Annotated in this window: 17 protein-coding genes; all 17 read right to left on the bottom strand. The window is 67.2% G+C overall.

Going from position 1 to position 20,629, the window contains the following annotated elements:
* Positions 1 to 346: 346 nt before the first annotated feature.
* Complete coding sequence (gene tyrS, locus VX037_RS11945; protein ID WP_235723055.1) at positions 347 to 1,642, bottom strand: tyrosine--tRNA ligase; 1,296 nt, start codon at positions 1,640 to 1,642, stop codon at positions 347 to 349.
* A 49-nt stretch (positions 1,643 to 1,691) separates the two neighbouring features.
* A complete protein-coding gene (locus tag VX037_RS11940; protein ID WP_235723056.1) occupies positions 1,692 to 1,919 on the bottom strand; it encodes a Trm112 family protein in 228 nt (75 codons plus the stop codon).
* 66 nt (positions 1,920 to 1,985) lie between these two features.
* Positions 1,986 to 4,997: an AMP-binding protein gene (locus tag VX037_RS11935; protein WP_328714385.1), complete on the bottom strand. Its 3,012-nt coding sequence runs from the start codon at positions 4,995 to 4,997 to the stop codon at positions 1,986 to 1,988.
* Positions 4,998 to 5,077: 80 nt separating this feature from the next.
* Complete coding sequence (argH, locus tag VX037_RS11930; RefSeq protein ID WP_235723058.1) at positions 5,078 to 6,520, bottom strand: argininosuccinate lyase; 1,443 nt, start codon at positions 6,518 to 6,520, stop codon at positions 5,078 to 5,080.
* The gene (locus tag VX037_RS11925; RefSeq protein WP_235723059.1) at positions 6,517 to 7,716 is read right to left on the bottom strand and encodes an argininosuccinate synthase; all 1,200 of its coding nucleotides are present in this window, start codon (positions 7,714 to 7,716) and stop codon (positions 6,517 to 6,519) included. Before VX037_RS11925 ends, argH begins: the two co-directional genes overlap by 4 nt.
* A gap of 131 nt (positions 7,717 to 7,847) precedes the next feature.
* Positions 7,848 to 8,393 carry an arginine repressor gene (locus VX037_RS11920; protein WP_235723060.1) on the bottom strand — a complete coding sequence of 182 codons (546 nt, stop codon included), beginning with the start codon at positions 8,391 to 8,393 and terminating at the stop codon, positions 7,848 to 7,850.
* A complete protein-coding gene (argF, locus tag VX037_RS11915) occupies positions 8,393 to 9,313 on the bottom strand; it encodes an ornithine carbamoyltransferase (RefSeq protein WP_328714384.1) in 921 nt (306 codons plus the stop codon). Before argF ends, VX037_RS11920 begins: the two co-directional genes overlap by 1 nt.
* Complete coding sequence (locus VX037_RS11910; protein ID WP_328714382.1) at positions 9,310 to 10,503, bottom strand: acetylornithine transaminase; 1,194 nt, start codon at positions 10,501 to 10,503, stop codon at positions 9,310 to 9,312. Before VX037_RS11910 ends, argF begins: the two co-directional genes overlap by 4 nt.
* Positions 10,500 to 11,402 (bottom strand): acetylglutamate kinase, encoded by a 903-nt coding sequence (argB, locus tag VX037_RS11905; protein WP_235723063.1) that lies wholly within the window; start codon positions 11,400 to 11,402, stop codon positions 10,500 to 10,502. The genes VX037_RS11910 and argB overlap by 4 nt, the downstream gene beginning before the upstream one ends.
* Complete coding sequence (gene argJ / locus VX037_RS11900) at positions 11,399 to 12,637, bottom strand: bifunctional glutamate N-acetyltransferase/amino-acid acetyltransferase ArgJ (protein WP_235723064.1); 1,239 nt, start codon at positions 12,635 to 12,637, stop codon at positions 11,399 to 11,401. Before argJ ends, argB begins: the two co-directional genes overlap by 4 nt.
* A complete protein-coding gene (gene argC, locus VX037_RS11895; RefSeq protein WP_235723065.1) occupies positions 12,634 to 13,671 on the bottom strand; it encodes an N-acetyl-gamma-glutamyl-phosphate reductase in 1,038 nt (345 codons plus the stop codon). Before argC ends, argJ begins: the two co-directional genes overlap by 4 nt.
* A gap of 310 nt (positions 13,672 to 13,981) precedes the next feature.
* Positions 13,982 to 16,453 carry a phenylalanine--tRNA ligase subunit beta gene (gene pheT, locus VX037_RS11890; protein WP_328714380.1) on the bottom strand — a complete coding sequence of 824 codons (2,472 nt, stop codon included), beginning with the start codon at positions 16,451 to 16,453 and terminating at the stop codon, positions 13,982 to 13,984.
* Between the two features lie 61 nt (positions 16,454 to 16,514).
* On the bottom strand, positions 16,515 to 17,576 hold the full coding sequence (gene pheS, locus VX037_RS11885) for a phenylalanine--tRNA ligase subunit alpha (RefSeq protein ID WP_328714378.1): 1,062 nt from the start codon (positions 17,574 to 17,576) through the stop codon (positions 16,515 to 16,517).
* A 105-nt stretch (positions 17,577 to 17,681) separates the two neighbouring features.
* Positions 17,682 to 19,001 (bottom strand): acyltransferase family protein, encoded by a 1,320-nt coding sequence (locus VX037_RS11880; protein ID WP_328714377.1) that lies wholly within the window; start codon positions 18,999 to 19,001, stop codon positions 17,682 to 17,684.
* A gap of 100 nt (positions 19,002 to 19,101) precedes the next feature.
* Positions 19,102 to 19,899, bottom strand: a complete 798-nt coding sequence (locus VX037_RS11875) for a TrmH family RNA methyltransferase (RefSeq protein ID WP_328714375.1) — start codon at positions 19,897 to 19,899, stop codon at positions 19,102 to 19,104.
* Positions 19,900 to 19,930: 31 nt separating this feature from the next.
* Positions 19,931 to 20,311 (bottom strand): 50S ribosomal protein L20, encoded by a 381-nt coding sequence (rplT, locus tag VX037_RS11870; protein ID WP_235723070.1) that lies wholly within the window; start codon positions 20,309 to 20,311, stop codon positions 19,931 to 19,933.
* Between the two features lie 61 nt (positions 20,312 to 20,372).
* Complete coding sequence (rpmI, locus tag VX037_RS11865; RefSeq protein WP_235723071.1) at positions 20,373 to 20,567, bottom strand: 50S ribosomal protein L35; 195 nt, start codon at positions 20,565 to 20,567, stop codon at positions 20,373 to 20,375.
* Positions 20,568 to 20,629: the final 62 nt, after the last annotated feature.

The following is a 20,629-nucleotide window of genomic DNA, read 5'->3' as shown; positions in this document are numbered from 1 at the left end:
CTTGGACACACGATGCCAAACAAATGGCATCAGACAATCCATCAACACACTATCGAGTTCTCAAAGAACACACACCCGCTGATACGTCCCCTTCTAAGAGGCGTTCATCTGCGAGCTGATGTTCAGAAGTGTTGCCCTCGTCTCCGAGGCAACTCTTCTAGCCTACCCGGTCGGATTCCGGTGCGCAAGTCTTTGCGTCCCGGCCCCCTGGCCGGCTCCGCAATGTTCCGAAACGGCTAGGTTCGGACACTCTGCTTGTTCCCGGTTCCTGTCGGCTCCGGGAAGTTGCTCTCTGCGGTGCGTCGATTAAGTTACACAGACGAGAACAACGCGTCAAATCGCCTGGTCAGAGGACTACGCGTGCTCCAGCGAAACTCTTCTTGCCTCGGCGGATCACCAACCAGCGACCGTGTAGTAGATCGCCTGCCTCCGGCCGCCAATCCGCGTCGCTCATCTTCACATTGTTGACGTATGCGCCACCTTCACCGATCGCACGGCGCGCCGCCTTGTTGCTCTCGGACAAACCCGTGTCGACGAGCAGCTCCACCAGTGTGGGGCTCGTTCCCGCGTAATCGGCGACCGTGGTCTCACCCACGGCCGCGGCGAGCGTGCCCTCATCGAGATCAGCCAACTCAGCCCTACCGAACAGAGCCTGACTGGCCAATTCGGCGGCGGCGGTATGCGCGGCGCCGTGGATCAGCGTGGTCATCTCCGCGGCCAGACGCTTTTGCGCGAGCCGGAGGTGCGGCGTTTCCTCGGTAGCCCGCGCGAGGTCGTCGATCTCGTCTCGTCCGAGGAAGGTGAACCACCGCAGGTACCGCACCACGTCGGCGTCTGCGGTGTTCACGAAGTACTGATACCAGGCATATGGGCTGGTCAGCTCCGGGTCCAGCCACAGGCTGCCGCCGCCGGTGGACTTCCCGAACTTCTTGCCGTCCGACGACGTGACGAGTGGGACCGTCATTCCGTGCAGTGACGTCGCGTCCAGTCGGCGCGCGAGATCGACACCGCCGACGATGTTTCCCCATTGATCGGAACCACCGACCTGGAGTACACATCCGTGCCTGCGGTTGAGTTCCACGAAGTCATTGGACTGCAGCAGCAGGTAGCTGAACTCGGCGTAGCTCATTCCGTCCGACTCGAGCCGGCGCTTGACGGTGTCGCGAGCCAGCATCACATTGACGGAGAAGTGCTTGCCCAGGTCCCGGAGGAACTCGACGGCACTGAGCTGTTGAGTCCAGTCGAGGTTGTTGACCACCAATGCGCCGGTGGGCGAGTCGTCAATGCTCACGAACCGGCGCAGCTGTCCGCCGATCCGGTCGGCCCAGTCGGCCACGGTGTCAGGTGCGTTCATCGCGCGTTCGCCGACATCGCGTGGGTCACCGATGAGTCCGGTCGCGCCACCGGCCAGCACGATCGGTCGATGCCCCGCCTCCTGGAACCGGCGCAGCGTGAGCAGTGGGACGAGGTGTCCGGCGTGCAGGCTCGATGCCGTCGGGTCGAATCCGGCATACAGGGTGATCGGTCCGCGCGCGATCTCAGCGCGGAGATCGTCGAGGTCGGTCGACTGCGCGATCAGGCCACGCCACTCGAGTTCGGAGAGGATGTCGGTCGTCGGCCGGTCAGACGTCTCGGTACTCACGACTCGATCCTGTCACCTGGGCGGTCCGTCGCGATCACCTACCCACAGGTCAGACAGACCCGGATGCGTCGCCGGTGATCCGGGCGTGTTCGTCGTCGGCCACGGCACGCGCCTCGTCGGCGAGCATGACCGGGATGCCGTCGGAATCGATCCGGTAGGCCACCCGCAGCCGTGGGTTGTACAACTCATCGCCGGCATCGAGCAGCGGACCACGATCCTGCGGGCACACCAGCCGCTCCCGCGTGATCGGATCGATGGATTCGGCTCGTGTCGCCATGTCCGCGCAGTCCCCTCGTCGTTCACCGTGTACTAGGGCTTCACTCTATCGCCCGCCGCGCTGACCTCAGTGATCACTGGCAGCCGGGGCGTTGCCACCGGCGCCGGCTTGTACCGACCACCCCATCGTCGCCGCCGCCGACCGCGTGTACCTGCGATAACGCCCCTCGCTGTCCCGGTACCACACCTTCGAGCCCGGTCGCGGTAGACCGCGTTGGGCGAAGCCGGACGACAGTGGGCGGTAGGCGTCGGAGACGGGAATCTCATCGACCAGGTGGATCAGATGGGGACGCTGTTCGGCGACGAATTCGCCAAGGGCAATGCGCAATTGGGTCACGGTCAAGGACTCCGCCGGGTGATCTGCGCGTAGCGTCAACGCGGCAACCGCCACCTGCCGGCCCGGCGCACCGACTCCATAGGCAACCGCTTGATCGACCGGTTCCATTTGCGACAGGATCGCCTCGATCGGCGGGATGAACACCGGGCCGTCGGAGGTTCGGATGATGTTGTCCAGCGACCCCAGGAACCACAGATCGTCATCGACGTCGCGGACGAACAGATGTCCGGAAACCTCCCACCGGTCCTGAGGGGTGAAGACGTCGCGTAGCACTGTCGCCGAAGTGTCGAATCGATGCCGGGCGCGGGCCAGAAGCAGCCCAGGCTCGCCCACCGCGGCCTTGCGGACGAAACCATGGTCATCGATCACGAGCTGATCGGCGGCGAGATCATAGGCCGCCACCTCCAGCGGGTTCGTCTCCGGCAGCGGACGCCCCATCGACCCGACCTTGTTCGCGGACACGTTGGCGAGAATCGCCGAGCCGTCCGCGGTGGCGAAGAACTCCAGCACGCGTGCGCGGGGGAAATGCTCCATGACGTCGTCCCACAGTCCCACCGGCATTCCCGAACCCATGAACAGCCGGATCGGGTTGTGCTGGTTGATGCGGAACCCTTCGGCGCGCACGATCTCCCGCATCATCGTCCACGTGTAGGAGACCACGGTGATCCCGTAGCGGTTGACCTCGGCGGTGAAGGTGTCGGGATCTATTCCGTTGGACAGCGCGATCCGTGACCGCCCCACCACGGTGGCGCCGAGCGTGGTGAGCAGGCCGGATGCGTGATGTAGCGGCGGCAGGCAGTACACGGTGTCACGATCGGTGAGACCCGCCGCCGATGCCGCTCCGAATGCCGACTGCGCGAACCGATGGTTGGTCACCGGCCACGGAGCCAACTGACCCGCGCTGCGGGTGAACAGGATGAACGCGAGGTCACCGGCCAGACCGGGGTCCGGTCGATACCACGTGGGCATCACCACTTCGGCGGGATCGATCTGTTCCATGTCGATCACCGATGTGCCGTCCGCCTCGGAGATCGACCGCGACCCGCCACTGCCGCCACCGAGCACCAACACCCGGTCGCACACACCGGACGCCTCCGACAGATGTCCTGGGTCGGTGACCACGACCGAAGCGTCGGCCAGCCGCAGCATCTCCCGCATGTCGCCATCGGCGGCGAGCATGACGGCGACCGCGCCGAGTCGCGACAAGGCCGCCACCACCACCAGCGCACTGGGGCGCGTCTCCATCAGCACGCCGATGTGCTGGCCCGGCCGCACCCCGCAAGACACGAGGCCGGCGACCACGTTGTCGATTCGCGTGTTGACGTCCGCATGGGAAAGCACACGGTTCTCGAACAGGAACAGTTCCTGCTCGGGTGCACGCTTGCAGTTCTCCGACATCAACTTTCCGAGCGAGATCCGGGTACCCGACTGGATCTGGCCGAGCCGGAACAGGCGCGGCACGGTGCGCACCGATTCCTGTGCCACTGCCCGCGTGGTGCGCTGCAGCGAGTTGGCCATCACCAGCAGTTCGCGCGAGACGCCACCGCCGGCGTCTGCCAGTGAGCCGAGCCCGTGGGTGATCCGCGACGACAGGCTCACGCCCGAGCCGTGCGGATCATCGTCGTCGGTCATGTCCTCGACGAGCGGCGGACGTTCGCCGAGTCCGGCTTGCCACAACACCCAGTCCGAGGTGGTCGGCCAGGTATGTGCCCCTGCGGTACTACCCACCACCAAACCGAAATGTCCGACCGGTACGCGGGACTCGAATACGGCGGCAGCCGGTGCCGCGCGGCGTATTCCACGTACCGCCTGAGGCTGACCGATGTCGTCGGCCTCACCTACGAAAGCCAGTACCGGGCAAGTGATCTCGGTGAGTGAAACCAGGTCTCCATTGATCACGAACCCACCCGACATCATCCGGTTGTGCACCACGAACTGTCGGAGTAGCTCCGCGACCGCCGGGCCCGACCACGCGACCCACCCCTCGGCCTCGATGAAGCGCCGCTGGTCCTCCCGCGGCAGCAACGCGTCCCGGTTGTGTAGTTTGCGCAGGAAGTCGATCCGGCTGCGCGCGGTCTTCACCGGGTCGACCAGCTGGAATCCGGCTCGAGCCATCCAGCCGGGTACCCACAGACGGTTGAACACCTTGTCGGCGAGGATCTCGGCACTCGGGACCACCAGGGCCGGCGGCAACCCGAGCGGCAGCGCCGCGAGCACATCGACCGGACTACCGAAGGTGATCAGGCTCGCGATGCCCGTGGACTGGCGATACGCCGCGGTCTGATACGCGAACATGCCACCTTGCGAGTAACCCGCGAGATGGACCTCTTTCCCACTGGACTCGATGATCAGGTCGATGGCACGGCTCACGGCCACGATGTGGTCGGCGAGGGTCCGCTCCATGCCGCCCTCTTCGGAGTCCGGTGAGCCGAAGTCGATCACGAACGGGGTGATCCCCGCCCGATGCAGCACCGAGACCGCGCCATTGTGTTCGGTCACGTCATAGACGTTGGCCGACACCATCATCGGCGGGACGAGCAGAATCTGCGGTCCGGTGCTGGGGGTGTCCGGGAAATACCGGCGCAGCCGGAACATCTTCGATGTCTCGACCACGTTGAACGGCGCCGGCTCGGTTCCGGTGTCGAGTCCGCCGAAACGCAACACCTCGAGGCCGTTCTGCGCGGTGGCGAGAACCCGGTCCACCGCGGCGCCGACGTCGGGCAATGCGGGTAGGCCCACCATGACGTCGTCCCCCTCCCGTAGTCGTTCACGTGATGCACGTCACTGTACCGACCTCCCCGCGGGCGGCGTCATCAGCGTACTCAGATGGTTGGCGTCTCCACGCCTCTCGACCATTCGGCGCGCCGCCGGGCCACGTCGGCGCGGACATCGGACAACTGACGGGCGACCTGAACCGAGGCCGTCCCGCCCTGGGCGTTGCGTGATTCGATGGAACCCCGGACGGTCAACACTTCACGCACCTCCGGCCGGAGATCGGGGCTGATCGACGCGAGCGTGGCATCGTCGAGATCGGCCAGGCCGACTCCGCGCTCCTCGGCGGCACGAACACTCGCACCGGCCACCTCGTGCGCTACCCGGAACGGGATTCCTTGGCGCACCATCCATTCAGCGATGTCGGTGGCCAGGGTGAAACCAGCCGGGGCGAGTTCGGCCATGCGGTCGGTGTGAAACTCCAGCGTCGCGACCAGACCGGTGATCGCCGGTAGCAGCAGGTCCAACTGGGCCACCGAGTCGAATACGGGCTCCTTGTCCTCCTGAAGATCGCGGTTGTATGCCAACGGTTGGGCCTTCAGCGTCGCGAGCAGACCGGTCAGGTTTCCGATGAGCCTGCCGGACTTGCCGCGAGTGAGTTCGGCGACATCCGGGTTCTTCTTCTGCGGCATGATCGAACTGCCCGTCGACCAGGCGTCAGCAAGCGTCACATACCCGAATTCCGGTGTGCTCCACAGGATGATCTCTTCGGACAGCCGGGACAGATCGACCCCGATCATCGCCAAAACGAAGGCTCCCTCAGCGGCGAAATCGCGCGACGAGGTGGCATCGATGGAGTTCTCGGCCGCGCGGTCGAACCCCAGGTCCGTCGCGATCGCCGCCGGATCCAGTCCCAGTGATGACCCGGCCAGCGCGCCGGAACCATACGGCGACACCGCGGTTCGCCGGTCTGCGTCGGCGAGCCGATCGATGTCGCGGAGCAATGGGTGCGCGTGTGCGAGCAGATGATGCGCCAGCAGAACCGGTTGCGCGGCCTGCAGATGCGTCTTACCCGGCATCACCGCGTCCGGGTGCGACTCGGCCTGGTCGGCCAAGGCGTCGACGACATCGAGCAAGCCGAGGGCCACACGACGCATCGCGGCGCGCAGCCACATCCGGAACAGCGTGGCAACCTGATCGTTGCGTGAACGACCGGCGCGCAGACGCCCGCCGAGCTCCGGCCCGACCCGCTCGATCAGCCCGCGCTCGAGCGCTCCGTGCACGTCCTCATCACTCTGTGCTGGGACAAAGGTGCCGTCGGCGACGTCGGCGGCGAGCTGCGACAACCCGGCGAGCATCGCCGCACGGTCCGCGTCGCTGAGCAGGCCGGCGCGATGCAGGACCCGCGCATGCGCCATCGACGCCTCGATGTCGAAAGGTGCCAGCGCCCAATCGAAGTGGGTGGACTTACTCAGGGCGGCCATGGCGGCGGCGGGTCCGTCGGCGAACCGACCGCCCCACAGCGAGCCCTCGTTGGTGCCGTGCGAGCTCACAGGTCGAGATCTCGCTTGGCCGCGATCTTCGAGGACAGGCCGTGCAGCTCGACGAATCCGCGTGCGGCGGACTGGTCGAAGCTGTCGCCCTCGTCGTAGGTGGCGAGGTTGAAGTCGTAGAGCGACTCACCACTGCGCCGGCCGGTGACCGCGATGTGCCCGCCGTGCAGGACGAGGCGGATGTCGCCGCTGACGTGCTCCTGGGTGGAGGCGACGAAAGCGTCCAACGACCGCTTCAACGGAGAGAACCACAGTCCGTCATAGACCAGTTCGGCCCACTTCTGGTCGGTGTGCCGCTTGTAGCGGCCCAGCTCTCGTTCCAACGTCACATGTTCGAGTTCCTCGTGGGCGCGGATCAGCACCATGGCGCCGGGGGCCTCGTAGACCTCACGGCTCTTGATGCCCACCAGTCGGTCCTCGACGACGTCGAGACGGCCGACACCCTGTGCACCGGCGCGGCGATTGAGTTCCTGGATGGCCTCGAGGACACTGACCGGACGGCCGTCGATGGCGACCGGGCGACCTTTCTCGAAGGTGATGATGACCTCGTCGGGCGAGTTCCAGTTGATGGTCGGGTCGTCGGTGTAGTCGTAGACGTCCTTGGTGGGCGCGTTCCACAGGTCCTCGAGGAACCCGGTCTCCACTGCTCGGCCCCACACGTTCTGGTCGATCGAGAACGGCGACTTCTTGGTGACGTTGATCGGGATGTCGTTCTCCTCGGCGAAGCTGATCGCCTTCTCACGCGTCCACGCGTAGTCGCGGACCGGTGCCAGGACCTGCAGGTCGGGAGCCAGGGTGGCGAAACCCACCTCGAAACGCACCTGATCGTTGCCCTTGCCGGTGCATCCGTGGGCCACGACGGTGCCGCCGTGATTGCGGGCGGCGGTGACGAGGTGCTTGGCGATCAGCGGGCGCGAGATCGCCGAGACCAACGGATAACGATCCATGTAGAGCGCATTGGAGTTGATCGTCGCCAGGCAGTACTCGTCTGCGAACTCGTCGCGTGCGTCGACGACGACGGCCTCCACCGCACCGCAGTCCAGCGCACGTTGACGGACGACATCCATGTCCTCGCCGCCCTGACCGAGGTCGAGGGCAACCGCGACGACCTCCTTGCCGGTCTCCTTGCCGATCCAGCTGATCGCGACCGAGGTGTCGAGACCTCCCGAGTACGCGAGTACGACGCGTTCCGCCATGTGTTGTCTCCTCTGTGTGCTGCGCGCCGGCGCGGGCGTCCTCCCGCTCGTGGCGCGTTGTGAGTTGATTGTTCTCTTGTGGGCTGTGGCGCGTGGCCACTATCTGAAGCTGTCCGGAACGGGCCGCGTGGTTACACGAGGCCCTCGATTCGTCGGGCGAGTTCGGCACCGTCGATCGGTTCCCGGGCCACCACGAAGATGGTGTCATCCCCGGCGATCGTGCCCACCACGTCGGGTAGGCTCGCGCGGTCGATGGCGCTGGCGAGGTAATGGGCGGCGCCGGGCGGGGTCCGCAGCACAGCCAGATTGCCACTGGAGTCGGTGGACACGAGCAACTCCGCCAGCAGTCGGGAGAGACGGTCAGTACCGCCGAAGACGCCGCGCACCGGCGACCCGTCCTCTGGGACCACGTAGCGACCGATGCCGCCGTCGGCGCCGCGTAACTTGATCGCACCGAGTTCGTCCAGATCCCGGGAGAGCGTCGCCTGGGTGGCCTCGATGCCCTGGTCGGCGAGCAGGTGCTGCAGTTCGGCTTGGCTGCGTACCTGGTGGGCGGCCAACAGATCGACGATGCGCGCGTGCCGTCCGGCCTTGGTCGCCGCCAGCCGGGTCTCGCCCGCGGTGAGGCGGGACGAGGGGGCTGCCGACCGGGCCGTGGGAGTGCGTTCTGCGGTCATCACTGCCTCAACAACCAGACCAGCAGCGCCTTCTGGGCGTGCAGCCGGTTCTCCGCCTCATCGATGACCACGCTGGCCGGGCCATCGATCACGGCGTCGGTGATCTCCTCGCCGCGGTGTGCGGGCAGGCAGTGCAGCACGATGGCGCCGGAGTCAGCTTGTGCCAGCAGCTCGTCGTTGATCTGATACGGCCGGAAGGGTCCTTTGCGATCCTTCCCGTCGGTCTCCTGACCCATCGATGTCCAGGTGTCGGTGACCAGCACATCGGCGCCGGCCACCGCGGTCGCCGGGTCGGCGACGACCCGCACCGAGCCGCCGGCCTGCTCGGCACGCGCCCGAACCGCCTCCAGCACCTCGGCTGCCGGCTCGAAACCGGTTGGCGCACTGATGGTCACATGCATCCCCGCGGTGACGCCACCGAGCGCCAGCGAATGGGCCATGTTGTTTGCGCCGTCGCCGAGGTAGGTCATCGCCAAGCCGGCGGGGGGCCCCTTGCGTTCGATGATGGTCTGCAGATCCGCGAGTACCTGGCACGGATGGAAGGTGTCCGACAACGCGTTGATCACCGGCACCGTCGCCGTGGATGCCATCGCCTCGAGGCGGTCCTGACCGAAGGTCCGCCACACGATCGCATCGACGAATCGCGAGAGCACCCGCCCGGTGTCCTCGATGGTCTCGTCACGCCCCAGTTGGGTGGTGGTGCCGTCGACGACGACAGCGTGCCCGCCGAGCTGCGCTATCCCCATTTCGAAGGAGAAGCGGGTACGGGTCGAGTTCTTGTCGAAGATCACCCCCACCCCGCGCGGCCCCTCGAGGGGCCGCTGTGCGAACGGCGATGCCTTGAGCTCGGCGGCCAGAGCCAACACCTCGGCCTGCTCCGCCGGCGACAGGTCGTCGTCACGCAGAAAGTGCCTCGTCATGCCTTCTCCCCCTGCTCGTCTGCGGCCGCCTGGTCCAGGATCGCGGGCAAAGCGGCGACGAAGCCTGCCCCCTGTTCTTCGGTGAGGATCAGCGGTGGCGCCAACCGCAGTACATCCGGCGCGGGCGCGTTGATCAGGAATCCCGCGTCACGCGCGGCCCTCTCGGCCCGCGCGGCGAGCGGGTTGCGCAGCACGACACCGAGCAGCAGACCCGCCCCGCGCACATGGGACACCTGTGGATGATCGAGTTCCTCGATGCCCGTCGCGATCGATTTGCCCACCGCGGCCACCTGATCGACGAGCCCCTCTTCCTCGATGACCCGCAGAACCGCAAGCGCCGCAGCCGTACACGTCGGATTCCCACCGAAGGTGGTGCCGTGCTGGCCCGGTTCGAACAGGTCGGCGGCGCGACCGGTGGCAATGCAGGCCCCGATCGGCAACCCGCCGCCGAGCCCCTTCGCCAGGGTCATCACGTCGGGTACCACGCCTGCGGACTGGTGGGCGAAGAACGCGCCGGTACGTGCGATTCCGGTCTGCACCTCGTCGAAGATCAGCAGCGCTCCGCGTTCGGAGGTGATCCGCCGCGCTTCGGCGAGGAAACCGTTGGGCGGCACCACGACACCGCTTTCCCCGAGAATGGGTTCGAGGATGACCGCCGCGGTGCGGTCGGTGACCGCGGCGTCGAGCGCCGCGACATCTCCGTAGGGGACGAACCGCACACCGGGCGGCATGGGCTCGAACGGAGCACGTTTCGCCGGCTGACCGGTCATCGCGAGCGCACCCATGGTGCGACCGTGGAAGGCCCGCTCGGCGGCGATGATCTCCGGCCTACCGGTCAGTCGGGCGAGCTTGAACGCCGCCTCGTTCGCCTCGGTGCCCGAGTTGCAGAAGAACACCCGACCGGGATGGCCGAACTTGTCGAGCAGGCGCTCGGCCAGTTCCACTGCGGGCGCACTGACGTAGAGGTTGGAGACGTGCCCCAGGGTCTGCAGCTGGGTGGTGACGGCGTCGATCAGGGCCGGGTGGGCATGTCCGAGTGCATTGACCGCGATCCCGCCGAGCAGATCAAGGTACTCCTTGCCGTCGGCGTCGCGCACCACGGCACCGGACCCACTGGTCAACGCGATCGCCGGGGTGCCGTAGTTGTTCATCAGTGCGGCCGACCACCGCTGCTGCAACGGTTCTGTCATGCGAGTTCCCCCTCGTTGTCGGCCGTCACGGTGGTGCCGGTCGAGCTCTCGGTCAGGAGTTGGGCGATCACCGAATGCGGTACGCGCCCGTCGATCACGTGGGCCGCCCGCACCCCTCCGGTGACGGCTCGCAGGCAGGCCTCCATCTTCGGCACCATTCCAGCGTCGAGTGATCCCAGCAGCGCCGCGAGGCGGTCGGTGCCGATCTGCGCGACCAGCGACGTACGGTCTGGCCAGTCGGTGTAAAGGCCCTCGATGTCGGTCAGCACCACCAGCCGCGAGGCGCCTAGCGCCTCCGCGAGCGCGCCCGCGGCGGTGTCGGCGTTGATGTTGTGCACCACTCCGTCACGATCCGGGGCGATGGTGGACACCACCGGAATCCGGCCGGCGGCCACGAGATCGAGCACCGCCGAGGTGTTGACCGAGGTGATGTCGCCGACGAGACCGATGTCGGTCGCGACACCATCCACCCGCACGGTTCGCCGGGTCGCGGTGAACAAGTGCGCGTCCTCGCCGGTGATACCGACCGCGTACGGGCCATGCGAGTTGATCAGGCCGACGAGTTCACGTCCGACCTGTCCGAACAACACCATCCGGGCGACGTCCATCACCTCGGGAGTGGTGACGCGGAACCCGCCGCGGAACTCGCCCTCGAGGCCGAGTCGCTTGAGCATCGCCGAGATCTGCGGTCCCCCGCCATGCACCACGACAGGATGAATTCCGCAGGCGCGCAACAACACCATGTCCGCGGCAAAGGCACATTTGAGGTCGTCGTCGACCATCGCATTGCCGCCGTACTTGACCACCACGGTCGCACCGTGGAGTGACTGCAGTGCCGGCAACGACTCGGCGAGCACCATCGCCTTGTCGAGAGCGCTCAGCTCTGATTTCCCGCTCATGACGAATACGCCGAATTCTCTTCGACGTACGCGTGCGAGAGGTCGGTGGTGCGGATACTGGCCGACGCGTCTCCCTGCCCGAGTTCGATGCGGACCGCGATGTCCTCACCCGACAGGTCGACATCGCGTGCGCCGGCCACTCCACAGCCGGCCTCGCAGACCGGGGTCCCGTTGAACGACACCGCGATCCGGTCCGGGTCGATCGTCACCGATGCCATGCCCACTGCAGCCAGCACGCGACCCCAGTTGGGGTCGGATCCGAACAGCGCCGTCTTGACCAGGGAATCCCGTGCGACGCTCCGCCCGACCGTCACGGCGTCGTCCTCGGTCCGGGCGCCGGCCACGGTGATCACGATGCGCTTGGTGACGCCCTCGGCGTCGGCCATCAGCTGCGCGGCCAGGTCGTCGCACACGGCGAGTACCGCGGCGTCGAGATCGGCCTGGTCGACCGGTATCTGGCTGGCCCCGGAACTCAGCAGCAACACGGTGTCGTTGGTGGAGCACGAGCCGTCGACGTCGAGTCGGTCAAATGTCAGTGCGGTAGCGCGACGCAACGCGGCGTCGAGTTGCTCGGCACCGACCTGTGCGTCGGTGGTGAGCACACACAGCATGGTGGCCAGCGAGGGCGCGAGCATGCCCGCCCCCTTCGCCATGCCGCCGACGTTGAATCCCTGCGGATGATGCAGGGCAGCCTGTTTCGGAACGGTGTCGGTGGTCATGATCGCGTGCGCGGCGTCGGTTCCGCCGGACAGTCCCCCGCCCATCTCGTGCACGATCTCGGTGACCCCGCCCAGCACACGATCCATCGGCAGCCGATCACCGATCAGTCCGGTGGAGCACACCGCAACCTCGACGGCACCGGTCTCGGTCCCCCAGTTGCTGAGCGCATCGGCGACCGCCTCGGCTGTTGCGTGAGTGTCCTGGAAGCCACCCGGGCCGGTACAGGCGTTGGCGCCGCCGGAGTTGAGGACGACGGCACGCAACCGGCCGGCGGTGAGCACCTGTCGGCTCCACAGCACCGGCGCCGCCTGCACCTGATTGCGGGTGAAGACTCCGGCCGCGGCGTACTCCGGTCCCTCGTTGAAGACCAGCGCGAGGTCCGGAGCGCCGGAAGCCTTGATGCCGGCGGCGATTCCCGCCGCCCGGAATCCCAGCGGCGCGGTGACACCCTGCGCCCGCACGAGGCGGGGCGCGTCGAGCGGGGCTCCCGGAGTGATCCGATCGTCTGCGGTCACGGTGCCACCCCCACGGTGCTCAGACCCTCGGCCTCATCCCAGCCGAGCGCGAGGTTCATCGATTGGACTGCTGCGCCGCCGGTGCCCTTGGTCAGGTTGTCGATGGCGCCCACCGCAACCAGCGTCTGGGCTCGCTCGTCGACGGTGACCGCCAGCTGGACGGCGTTGCCACCCATCACCGAACCGGTGCTCGGCAGTGCGCCTTCGGGCAGTAGATGCACGAATGTCTCGTCACCGTAGGCCTTCTCGTAAGCGGCCCGCACCTCAGCAGTCGACGCGGAGGTGCGCGCGGTGCAGGTGGCGAGGATACCTCGCGCCATCGGCGCCAACACCGGGGTGAACGACACGGTGACAGGTGTGCCGGCCGCCTCCGACAACGCCTGAGAGATCTCGGGGGTGTGCCGATGGACGCCACCCACGCCGTACGCCCGTGCCGAGCCGATGACCTCCGAGGCGAGCAGATCCACCTTGGGGGACCGGCCGGCGCCCGACGCCCCGGTCACCGCGACCACCGTGACATGCGGGTCCACCAGACCGGCTGCGATGGCCGGCCGCAACGCCAGAATCGACACGGTGGGATAGCAGCCCGGGACCGCGATCCGCGAGGCGTCGCGCAGTCGGTCACGGTTGCCGGGCAGTTCGGGCAGACCGTATGGCCAGGTCCCGGCATGTTCGCTGCCGTAGTAGTCGAGCCAGTCCTGCGCGTTCTGCAACCGATGATCGGCGCCGCAATCGATGATGAGCGTCGACGGCGGCAAGGCATCGGCGATCTCGCCGGACGTACCGTGCGGCAGACCGAGGAACACGACGTCGTGACCGGCGAGCACCTCTGGGGTGGTGTCCTCAAGGATCCGGTCGGCCAGCGGCAACAGGTGCGGATGCAGGGATCCCAGCGTGCTACCGGCGTTGCCCCCGGCGGTCAGTGCACCGATCTCGAGGTCCCCGGTGCGCAGGCGCGGATGCCCGCAGAGAAGCCGAAGGATCTCACCACCCGCATAGCCGCTCGCACCGGCGACTGCCACCCTGATCGTCATATGATGATTATGCACGCTGATGCAAATCAATTCAGCGGCGGGGTCTCGATACGCCGGCTCGCTTCGCTCGCGCGGCTACTCGACCAGCAGAAAGGGCCAGCCCACTTCACTCACAGTCACACCACCAGCACAAAGGGGCAGCCCACTCCACTCACAGTCACACCACCAGCACAAAGGGGCAGCCCACTTCACTCACAGTCACACCACCAGCAAAATGGGCCAGCCCACTCCACTCACGATCACGTCACGAGCAGAAAGGGGCAGCCCACTCCAGTCACGATCACGTCACGAGCAGATGGGCAGGTCTGCGTCAGCGCATACGCGCGCCGACCTGTGCACCTGCATGGGCGACGGCGGCGAGTTTCGCCTCGTTGGCCTCGTCTTCGGTCAGCGTGCGGTCGGCGGCGCGGAAACGCAGCGCGAACGTGAGCGATTTGCTGCCCGTACCCACCTGTTCGCCCGTGAACACGTCGAACAAGTCGATCGCCTCGAGCAGCTCTCCGGCGCCGTCGCGCAACGCGGCCTGTACGTCGGCGGCGGCAACGGTGTCGTCGACCACCACCGCCACGTCCTGCAGGACGGCCGGGAATGGTGACACCTGCGGGGCGGGCAGCTGTTCGACGATGGGCACCGCATCGAGATCGATCTCCACCGCGCACAACCGCTTGGGTAGTCCCGCACGTTCCAGCACCGCCGGATGCAGTTCACCGGCAAATCCTACGGTTGTGCCGTCGACGCTGATCCGTGCACACCGACCCGGATGCCATGGACGACGCTCGGCCGAGGTCAGCTGCACCTCGACCCCGGCTGCGCGCGCAATCGTGCGGGCGGCCTCGAAGGCGTCGACATGGTCGGCCACTCGCCCGGGGCCCCATGGGCCGGCGGGATCGCGCAGTCCGGTGAGGGCGACCGCCACATGCAAGGGCTGATGCGGTAGCGACGCGTCGAGAGCCGCGATATCGGATTCGGCGGGTCGTTGCGAGACATCAAGAGCGCCAACCGGCTCGACATTGTCGCCGGCGAAAACCACCTGCCCGATCGTGTACAGCGAGAGATCGCGCTGGCCGCGCGCGATGTTGCGTGCCGCCATTTCCAGCAGCCCCGGCAACAGTGTGGTGTTCAGTTCGGGGCGTTCGGATTCCAGCGGGTTGAGCACCGTGACGGTACGCCGGCGATCGTCGTCGGCCGGCAGATCCCAGACGTCGAACACCCCGGCCGGCATGAACGGATAAGGCAGGACCTCGACAAAACCGTCGAGCGCAAGCGTGCGCCCGACTGCGCGGCGTCGACGCTGCGGGGCGGTCAGGCCGGTGCCGGCCGGTGCGCGCGGCACCACAGCCGGGATGTCCTCGAGCCCTTCGAGCCGAAGGACCTCCTCGACGAGGTCCGCACGCTGGCGAAGATCCGGCCGCCAGGACGGCGGGATCACCCGAAGGTCGTCGTCGCCCTCGACCTGGCAACCTACCTCCCGCAGCCGCGCCGCAGTGGTGCCGGCGGGATAGGTCAGGCCCGCGGTCCGGTCGGGTTCGTCGGCGGGGATCGAGATCGCCGACGGTGTCGGCACAACCGCCCGCGCCTCACTCAACGGGGAGGTCACCGTGCCGCCGGCGATGTCGACGATGAGCTGTGCCGCGCGATCCGACGCCGCCGCCGTGACCTCGGGGTCGACGGTGCGTTCGAAGCGCTTACTCGCCTCCGAGGTGAGTTTGTGGCGTTTACCGGTCCGGAAGACACGGACCGGATCGAAGGTGGCCGACTCCAGCAGGACCGTCGTGGTGGCGGCACCGACCTCGGTGGCTCCGCCGCCCATGACCCCGGCGAGCGCGACCGGACCGCTCTCGTCGGCGATCACCACGTCCTCGGTGTCGAGTACCCGATCGACACCGTCGAGAGTGGTGAGCTTCTCCCCCGGCTGCGCCGAGCGCACCGTGATGGTGCCGGTCAGCTTGTCGGCGTCGAACGCATGCAGCGGCTGGCCGAGCTCGATCATCACGTAGTTGGTGATGTCCACGATCGCGGAGATCGGGCGGATACCGGCGACCATCAAGCGCTTCTGCATCCACCACGGCGACACCGCCGTCGCGTCGACACCGGAGATGACGCGCGCCGTGTAGCGGGTGGCCGACGAGTCGTCGTCGATGGCGACCGGCCAGGCGTCACCCGTCGCGTCCGGGGCGGTAGCGGCGAGCGCAGGATCGACGAACGGCACATCGAAGCTGCCGGCGAGTTCGCGACCCAGGCCGCGGACCGAGAATGCGTATCCGCGGTCGGGCGTGACGTTGACGTCGATGGCCGCGTCATCGAGGCCGAGCACCTCACGGGCATCCGCACCCGGCTCGGCGGTGCCCGGCGCCAACACCAGGATTCCGCTGTGATCGTTGCCGATCCCGAGCTCGGAGACCGAGCAGATCATGCCATCGGAGATACGCCCATAGGTCTTGCGGGAGGCGATCTCGAAAGGACCGGGCAACACCACACCCGGCAGCGCCGCGACGATGAGATCACCTTCAGCGAAATTGCGTGCGCCGCAGACAATGCCACGGGGTTCGTCCTCCCCGACCGCCACGGTGCAGAACCGGATCGGCTTCTTGAACTCGGTGAGTTCCTCAATGGTCTCCACCCGACCGATCACCAGCGGGCCGGTGATCGTCGGGAATGCGTCGATGTCCTCGATCTCGAATCCGACCCGGACAAAGGCCTGGTCGATCTCGTCGGCGGTCGCCGACCACTGCGGATCGCCCTGCCGGAGGACCTCGGTGTACCAGGACTGTGGGGCACGCACGTCAACCAACTACTTTCATCGATCGGGTCTCGTGGGACGGATTTCCGGGCGGTGGCGTCGGTCAGACTGCCGGGCCGAAGGGGACGGTGAAGCGAATGTCACCTTCGACCATGTCGCGCATGTCGGAGATGTCGTTGCGGAACTGCAGGGTCCGCTCGAGCCCCATGCCGAAGGCGAAACCGGAGTAGACGTCGGGGTCGATTCCGCTGGCCCGCAGCACATTCGGATTGACCATGCCGCAACCGCCCCACTCGACCCAGCCGGGTCCACCCTTCTTACCGGGGAACCACACGTCGACCTCTGCCGAGGGCTCGGTGAACGGGAAGTAACTCGCCCGCATCCGCGTGGTGGTTTCCGGACCGAACAGTGCGCGGGCGAACACCTCGAGGGTGCCGCGCAGATTCGCCAGGGTCAGCCCCTTGTCGACGGCGAGCCCCTCGATCTGATGGAACACGGGGGTGTGCGTGGCGTCGAGTTCGTCGGTGCGGAAGGTTCGGCCCGGGCAGGCCACGTAGATGGGCAGGTCGCGACTGAGCATCGAACGCACCTGCACCGGCGAGGTGTGCGTGCGCAGGACCTGGCGCGATCCTTCGGGTGCGATGTAGAACGTGTCCTGCATAGAGCGGGCGGGATGGTCGGGCAGGAAGTTGAGTGCGTCGAAGTTGTGGTGCTCGGTCTCGACCTCGGGCCCTTCGGCGATTTCCCAGCCCATCCCCACGAAGACGTCGGCGACCTGTTCGGCGATCACCGTGATGGGATGGCGCGCGCCGACGCGGCGCCGCGCACTGGGCAGGGTGACGTCGACGGCCTCGGCGACCAGAACGGCGGCATCGCGTTCGGCCTGCAACGATGTGGTGCGCAGATCGAGCGCGGCACTGACGCGACCGCGGACCTCGTTGACCAGTTTGCCCGCTGAGGAACGCTGGTCCTTTGGAAGGCTGCCGAGCGCCCGCCGCGCCAGCGCGACGGGAGACCGATCGCCGAGGTGCGCGGTCTTGGCCTGCGCGAGTTCGTCGAGATCTCCGGCGGCGTCGAATGCCGCGACGGCGGCCGCCGCTGCGGCGTCGAGTTCCTGCGGTTCGGGGAACCGGATCTCTGGGGCGTCGTCGGCAGAGCTGGCCACGGTCGGCGGTCTCCTCGGGATCGAAAACGGGCGTCTAGGTGCGGCTACAACAGTAGACGAGCCGCTGGTGGTGCCGCGGCGCAGGTTCGCCGCCGGCGGCCCGCTTCAACGCCGACCGGCCATTGCTCTCGCGAGTAGAGCGCCGGTAACCGCGACGGCAGCCCACACGAGCCCGTCGTCGACGAGACCGTTGCGCGCAGTCATCAACGTCGCGCCACCGGTGACGACGAGAGCACCCGACACCATGAGGTCACGCGACCGGGCGGCCCCGGTCGCAACCGGCCCATCCCACCAGGGCAACAGGCGGTTCTCGAACACGGACAAGGCAGCGACCGCCGGAACCATGGCACCCAGCAGCAGCACCGTCTGGGTGCCGACGACCGCTCCGAACAGGACAGCACCCTGCGCGGGGTCACGGCTGAGTCCGATCGACTGCCCGGCGACGATGAGCAGCGCAAGCATCGGCAGGTGCCAGAGGTACAGGGTCATCGCACCCCGGTTGCCCGACACCACCCACCACCAGATGCGAGCCCTCGAGGCCAGCCTCGCCAACGGGCGGCGCACGGCGATCGCGGCGCCACACAACACGATCGCGTGACCGGCGAGCAACAGACTGGGCGGGTTCATGTTCGACACCTGTTGCCCCGGCACGGTCACCAGCGACGTCTCGTACGGACCAACGGAGACCAGTGCGATGTCGACGATGAGTAACCCGAGTGCACCGGCAGCGGCCTGCGGTGGTGACACCAACCCTTTGGCGTACGCGACACCGAGGATCGCGGGAATCGACCACACCGTCAGAAACGACAGATAGCCGACTGTCGGCCAACCCACGGCAAGTCTGAGCACGTCGACCACTGCGGTGATCCCCCACGCCGTCGCGAGTGCGACCACAACATGCACCGGTACGCAGATGCGTTGCAGCAGTGGGACGATGGCGAGCACAAGGAGGTACGCGCCGAGGAACCAGAGCAGTTGCACACCGAGACGGGCGACCACATCGGCGGCGGCGTGGGCGCCGACCGCGGACGTCGTCACGCTCGTGGCGAGCACCGCGAGCAGATACCAGAACACCGGCCGGAGCAACCGTTGGGCCCGGGTGAACAGCCAGTGGCCGGCGGCGGGCATGGGTCCTGCGGAGAGTCCGTAGGTGGCCGCTGCCGCGCCAGCGAAGAAGAACAGCGGCAGGACCTGCAACAACCAGGTGGCGGCCTGCAGCATCGTGAAGTCGGCGAGCAGATTGCCGAGTGTGAGGCCCCCGGCGTCGACGGTGACCGTCAACATCACCGAATGACCTGCGATGACGACGACGAGCGACGTCAATCGGATCAGATCGATCACCCGGTCTCGGTCACCGGTCAGTGCGTCGAGATCAGATGCGGAGGGCAGACGCCCACGACGGCGCGCAGTGTCGGTGCTGGTCATGGTGCCAGCGTGGCCTGTCGTGAGCTGCCGGACCTGAGCACAACTACTCAGATCGGCCGCGCAAACACCCGCCGCTGTGTGAGGTGCCGGGACGCGGGGATCACGCGAGGTGATGCTGTCGGGCGCTCGCGTACAGACAGATCGCGGCTGCCGACGCCAGGTTCAGGCTCTCGGCTCGACCGCGGATGGGGATGGCGACACGATGGTCGGCAGCGGCTGCGACATCGTCGGGCAATCCGTGGGCCTCGTTGCCGAACAACCATGCGGTCGGTCCGGAGAGGATGTCGTCGGCGTCGTCGAGGGATAGTTCACCGTCGGCGGCCGTCGCCAGGGTGGTGATGCCAGCGGACCGGATTCCGGCCAGACCGTCGGCCACGTCGCGGTGGCGTACGACCGGGAGGTGGAAGACACTGCCCGCCGAGGCCCGCACGCATTTGGCGTTGTGTGGATCGACCGTGTCGCCGAGCAGGATCATCGCGTCCGCACCCATGGCGTCGGCGCAGCGGATCAATGTTCCTGCGTTGCCGGGCTCGCGTGGTTCGATGGCGACCGCGAGCAGCGCCGGCTGCGCGTCGAGCACCGCCGACAGGGTCCGGTCCAGCAACGTGCAGACCGCGAAGATCCCCGGTGGCGTGGTGGATTCGGAGAGCTTGTTTACCGCGCGGTCGGACAGCATCTCGATCACCACGCCGGCGGACCGGGCCTCGTCGATCAAAGGCGCGTGGCGCTCGACATCGCCCTCGCCGACGAGTACTCGTTCGGCGCGTCCGGTCGCCAGCGCGGCACCGACGGAATTTGGTCCCTCCACCAGAAACCGTCCCTCGGCCCGACGAACCGAGCTGCGATGGAGCTTCGCATACGACACGACCCGTGTGGAACGTTCGGAGAGAACTTCCATCACGGGTCGTGTGCGGGTGTGGCGGTCGCGATCAGGCAGCCGGTGCGTTCACGTCGGAGGGCAGCGCCTTGCGGGCGACCTCGACGAGACCGGTGAATGCCTCGGGATCGGTGACGGCGATGTCGGCGAGAACCTTGCGATCCACCTCGACACCGGCGGCCTTGAGGCCCTGGATCAGCCGGTTGTAGGTGATGTCGTTGGCGCGGGCCGCGGCGTTGATACGCGAGATCCACAGCTTGCGGAACTCACCCTTGCGGGCACGACGGTCCCGGTAGGCGTAGGTCATCGAGTGGAGCTGCTGCTCCTTCGCCTTGCGGTACAGCCGCGAACGCTGTCCGCGGTAACCCTTGGAGGCCTCCAGGGTCGAACGACGCTTCTTCTGGGCGTTCACCGCCCGTTTCACGCGTGCCATGTGTCAATCCTTTGTTCGTCAGATGTCGGTGTCGACCGTCGCCGGGGGATCCCCGGTCGGGTCACTTGTTCAGCAGTCGCTTGATGCGCGGGGCGTCGCTGTCGCTCACGACGGCGATGCCGTCGAGGCGGCGGGTGCGCCGCGAGGACTTGTGCTCCAACAGGTGGCGACGATTGGCCTTCTGGCGAACGACCTTGCCGCTGCCGGTCACCTTGAAACGCTTGGCGGTACCCTTGTGGGTCTTGCTCTTCGGCATGTTCTTCCTTCATTCGGGCGAACGAAACCACCCGTGTCGCCACGGGTGTGTCTCGCACGCTG

Source organism: Gordonia sp. Z-3 (assembly GCF_036233855.1).
In the GTDB taxonomy this organism is placed as follows: domain Bacteria; phylum Actinomycetota; class Actinomycetes; order Mycobacteriales; family Mycobacteriaceae; genus Gordonia; species Gordonia tangerina.
Note: the sequence above shows the minus strand (reverse complement) of the source record. Positions and strands in the feature narration are given on the sequence as shown.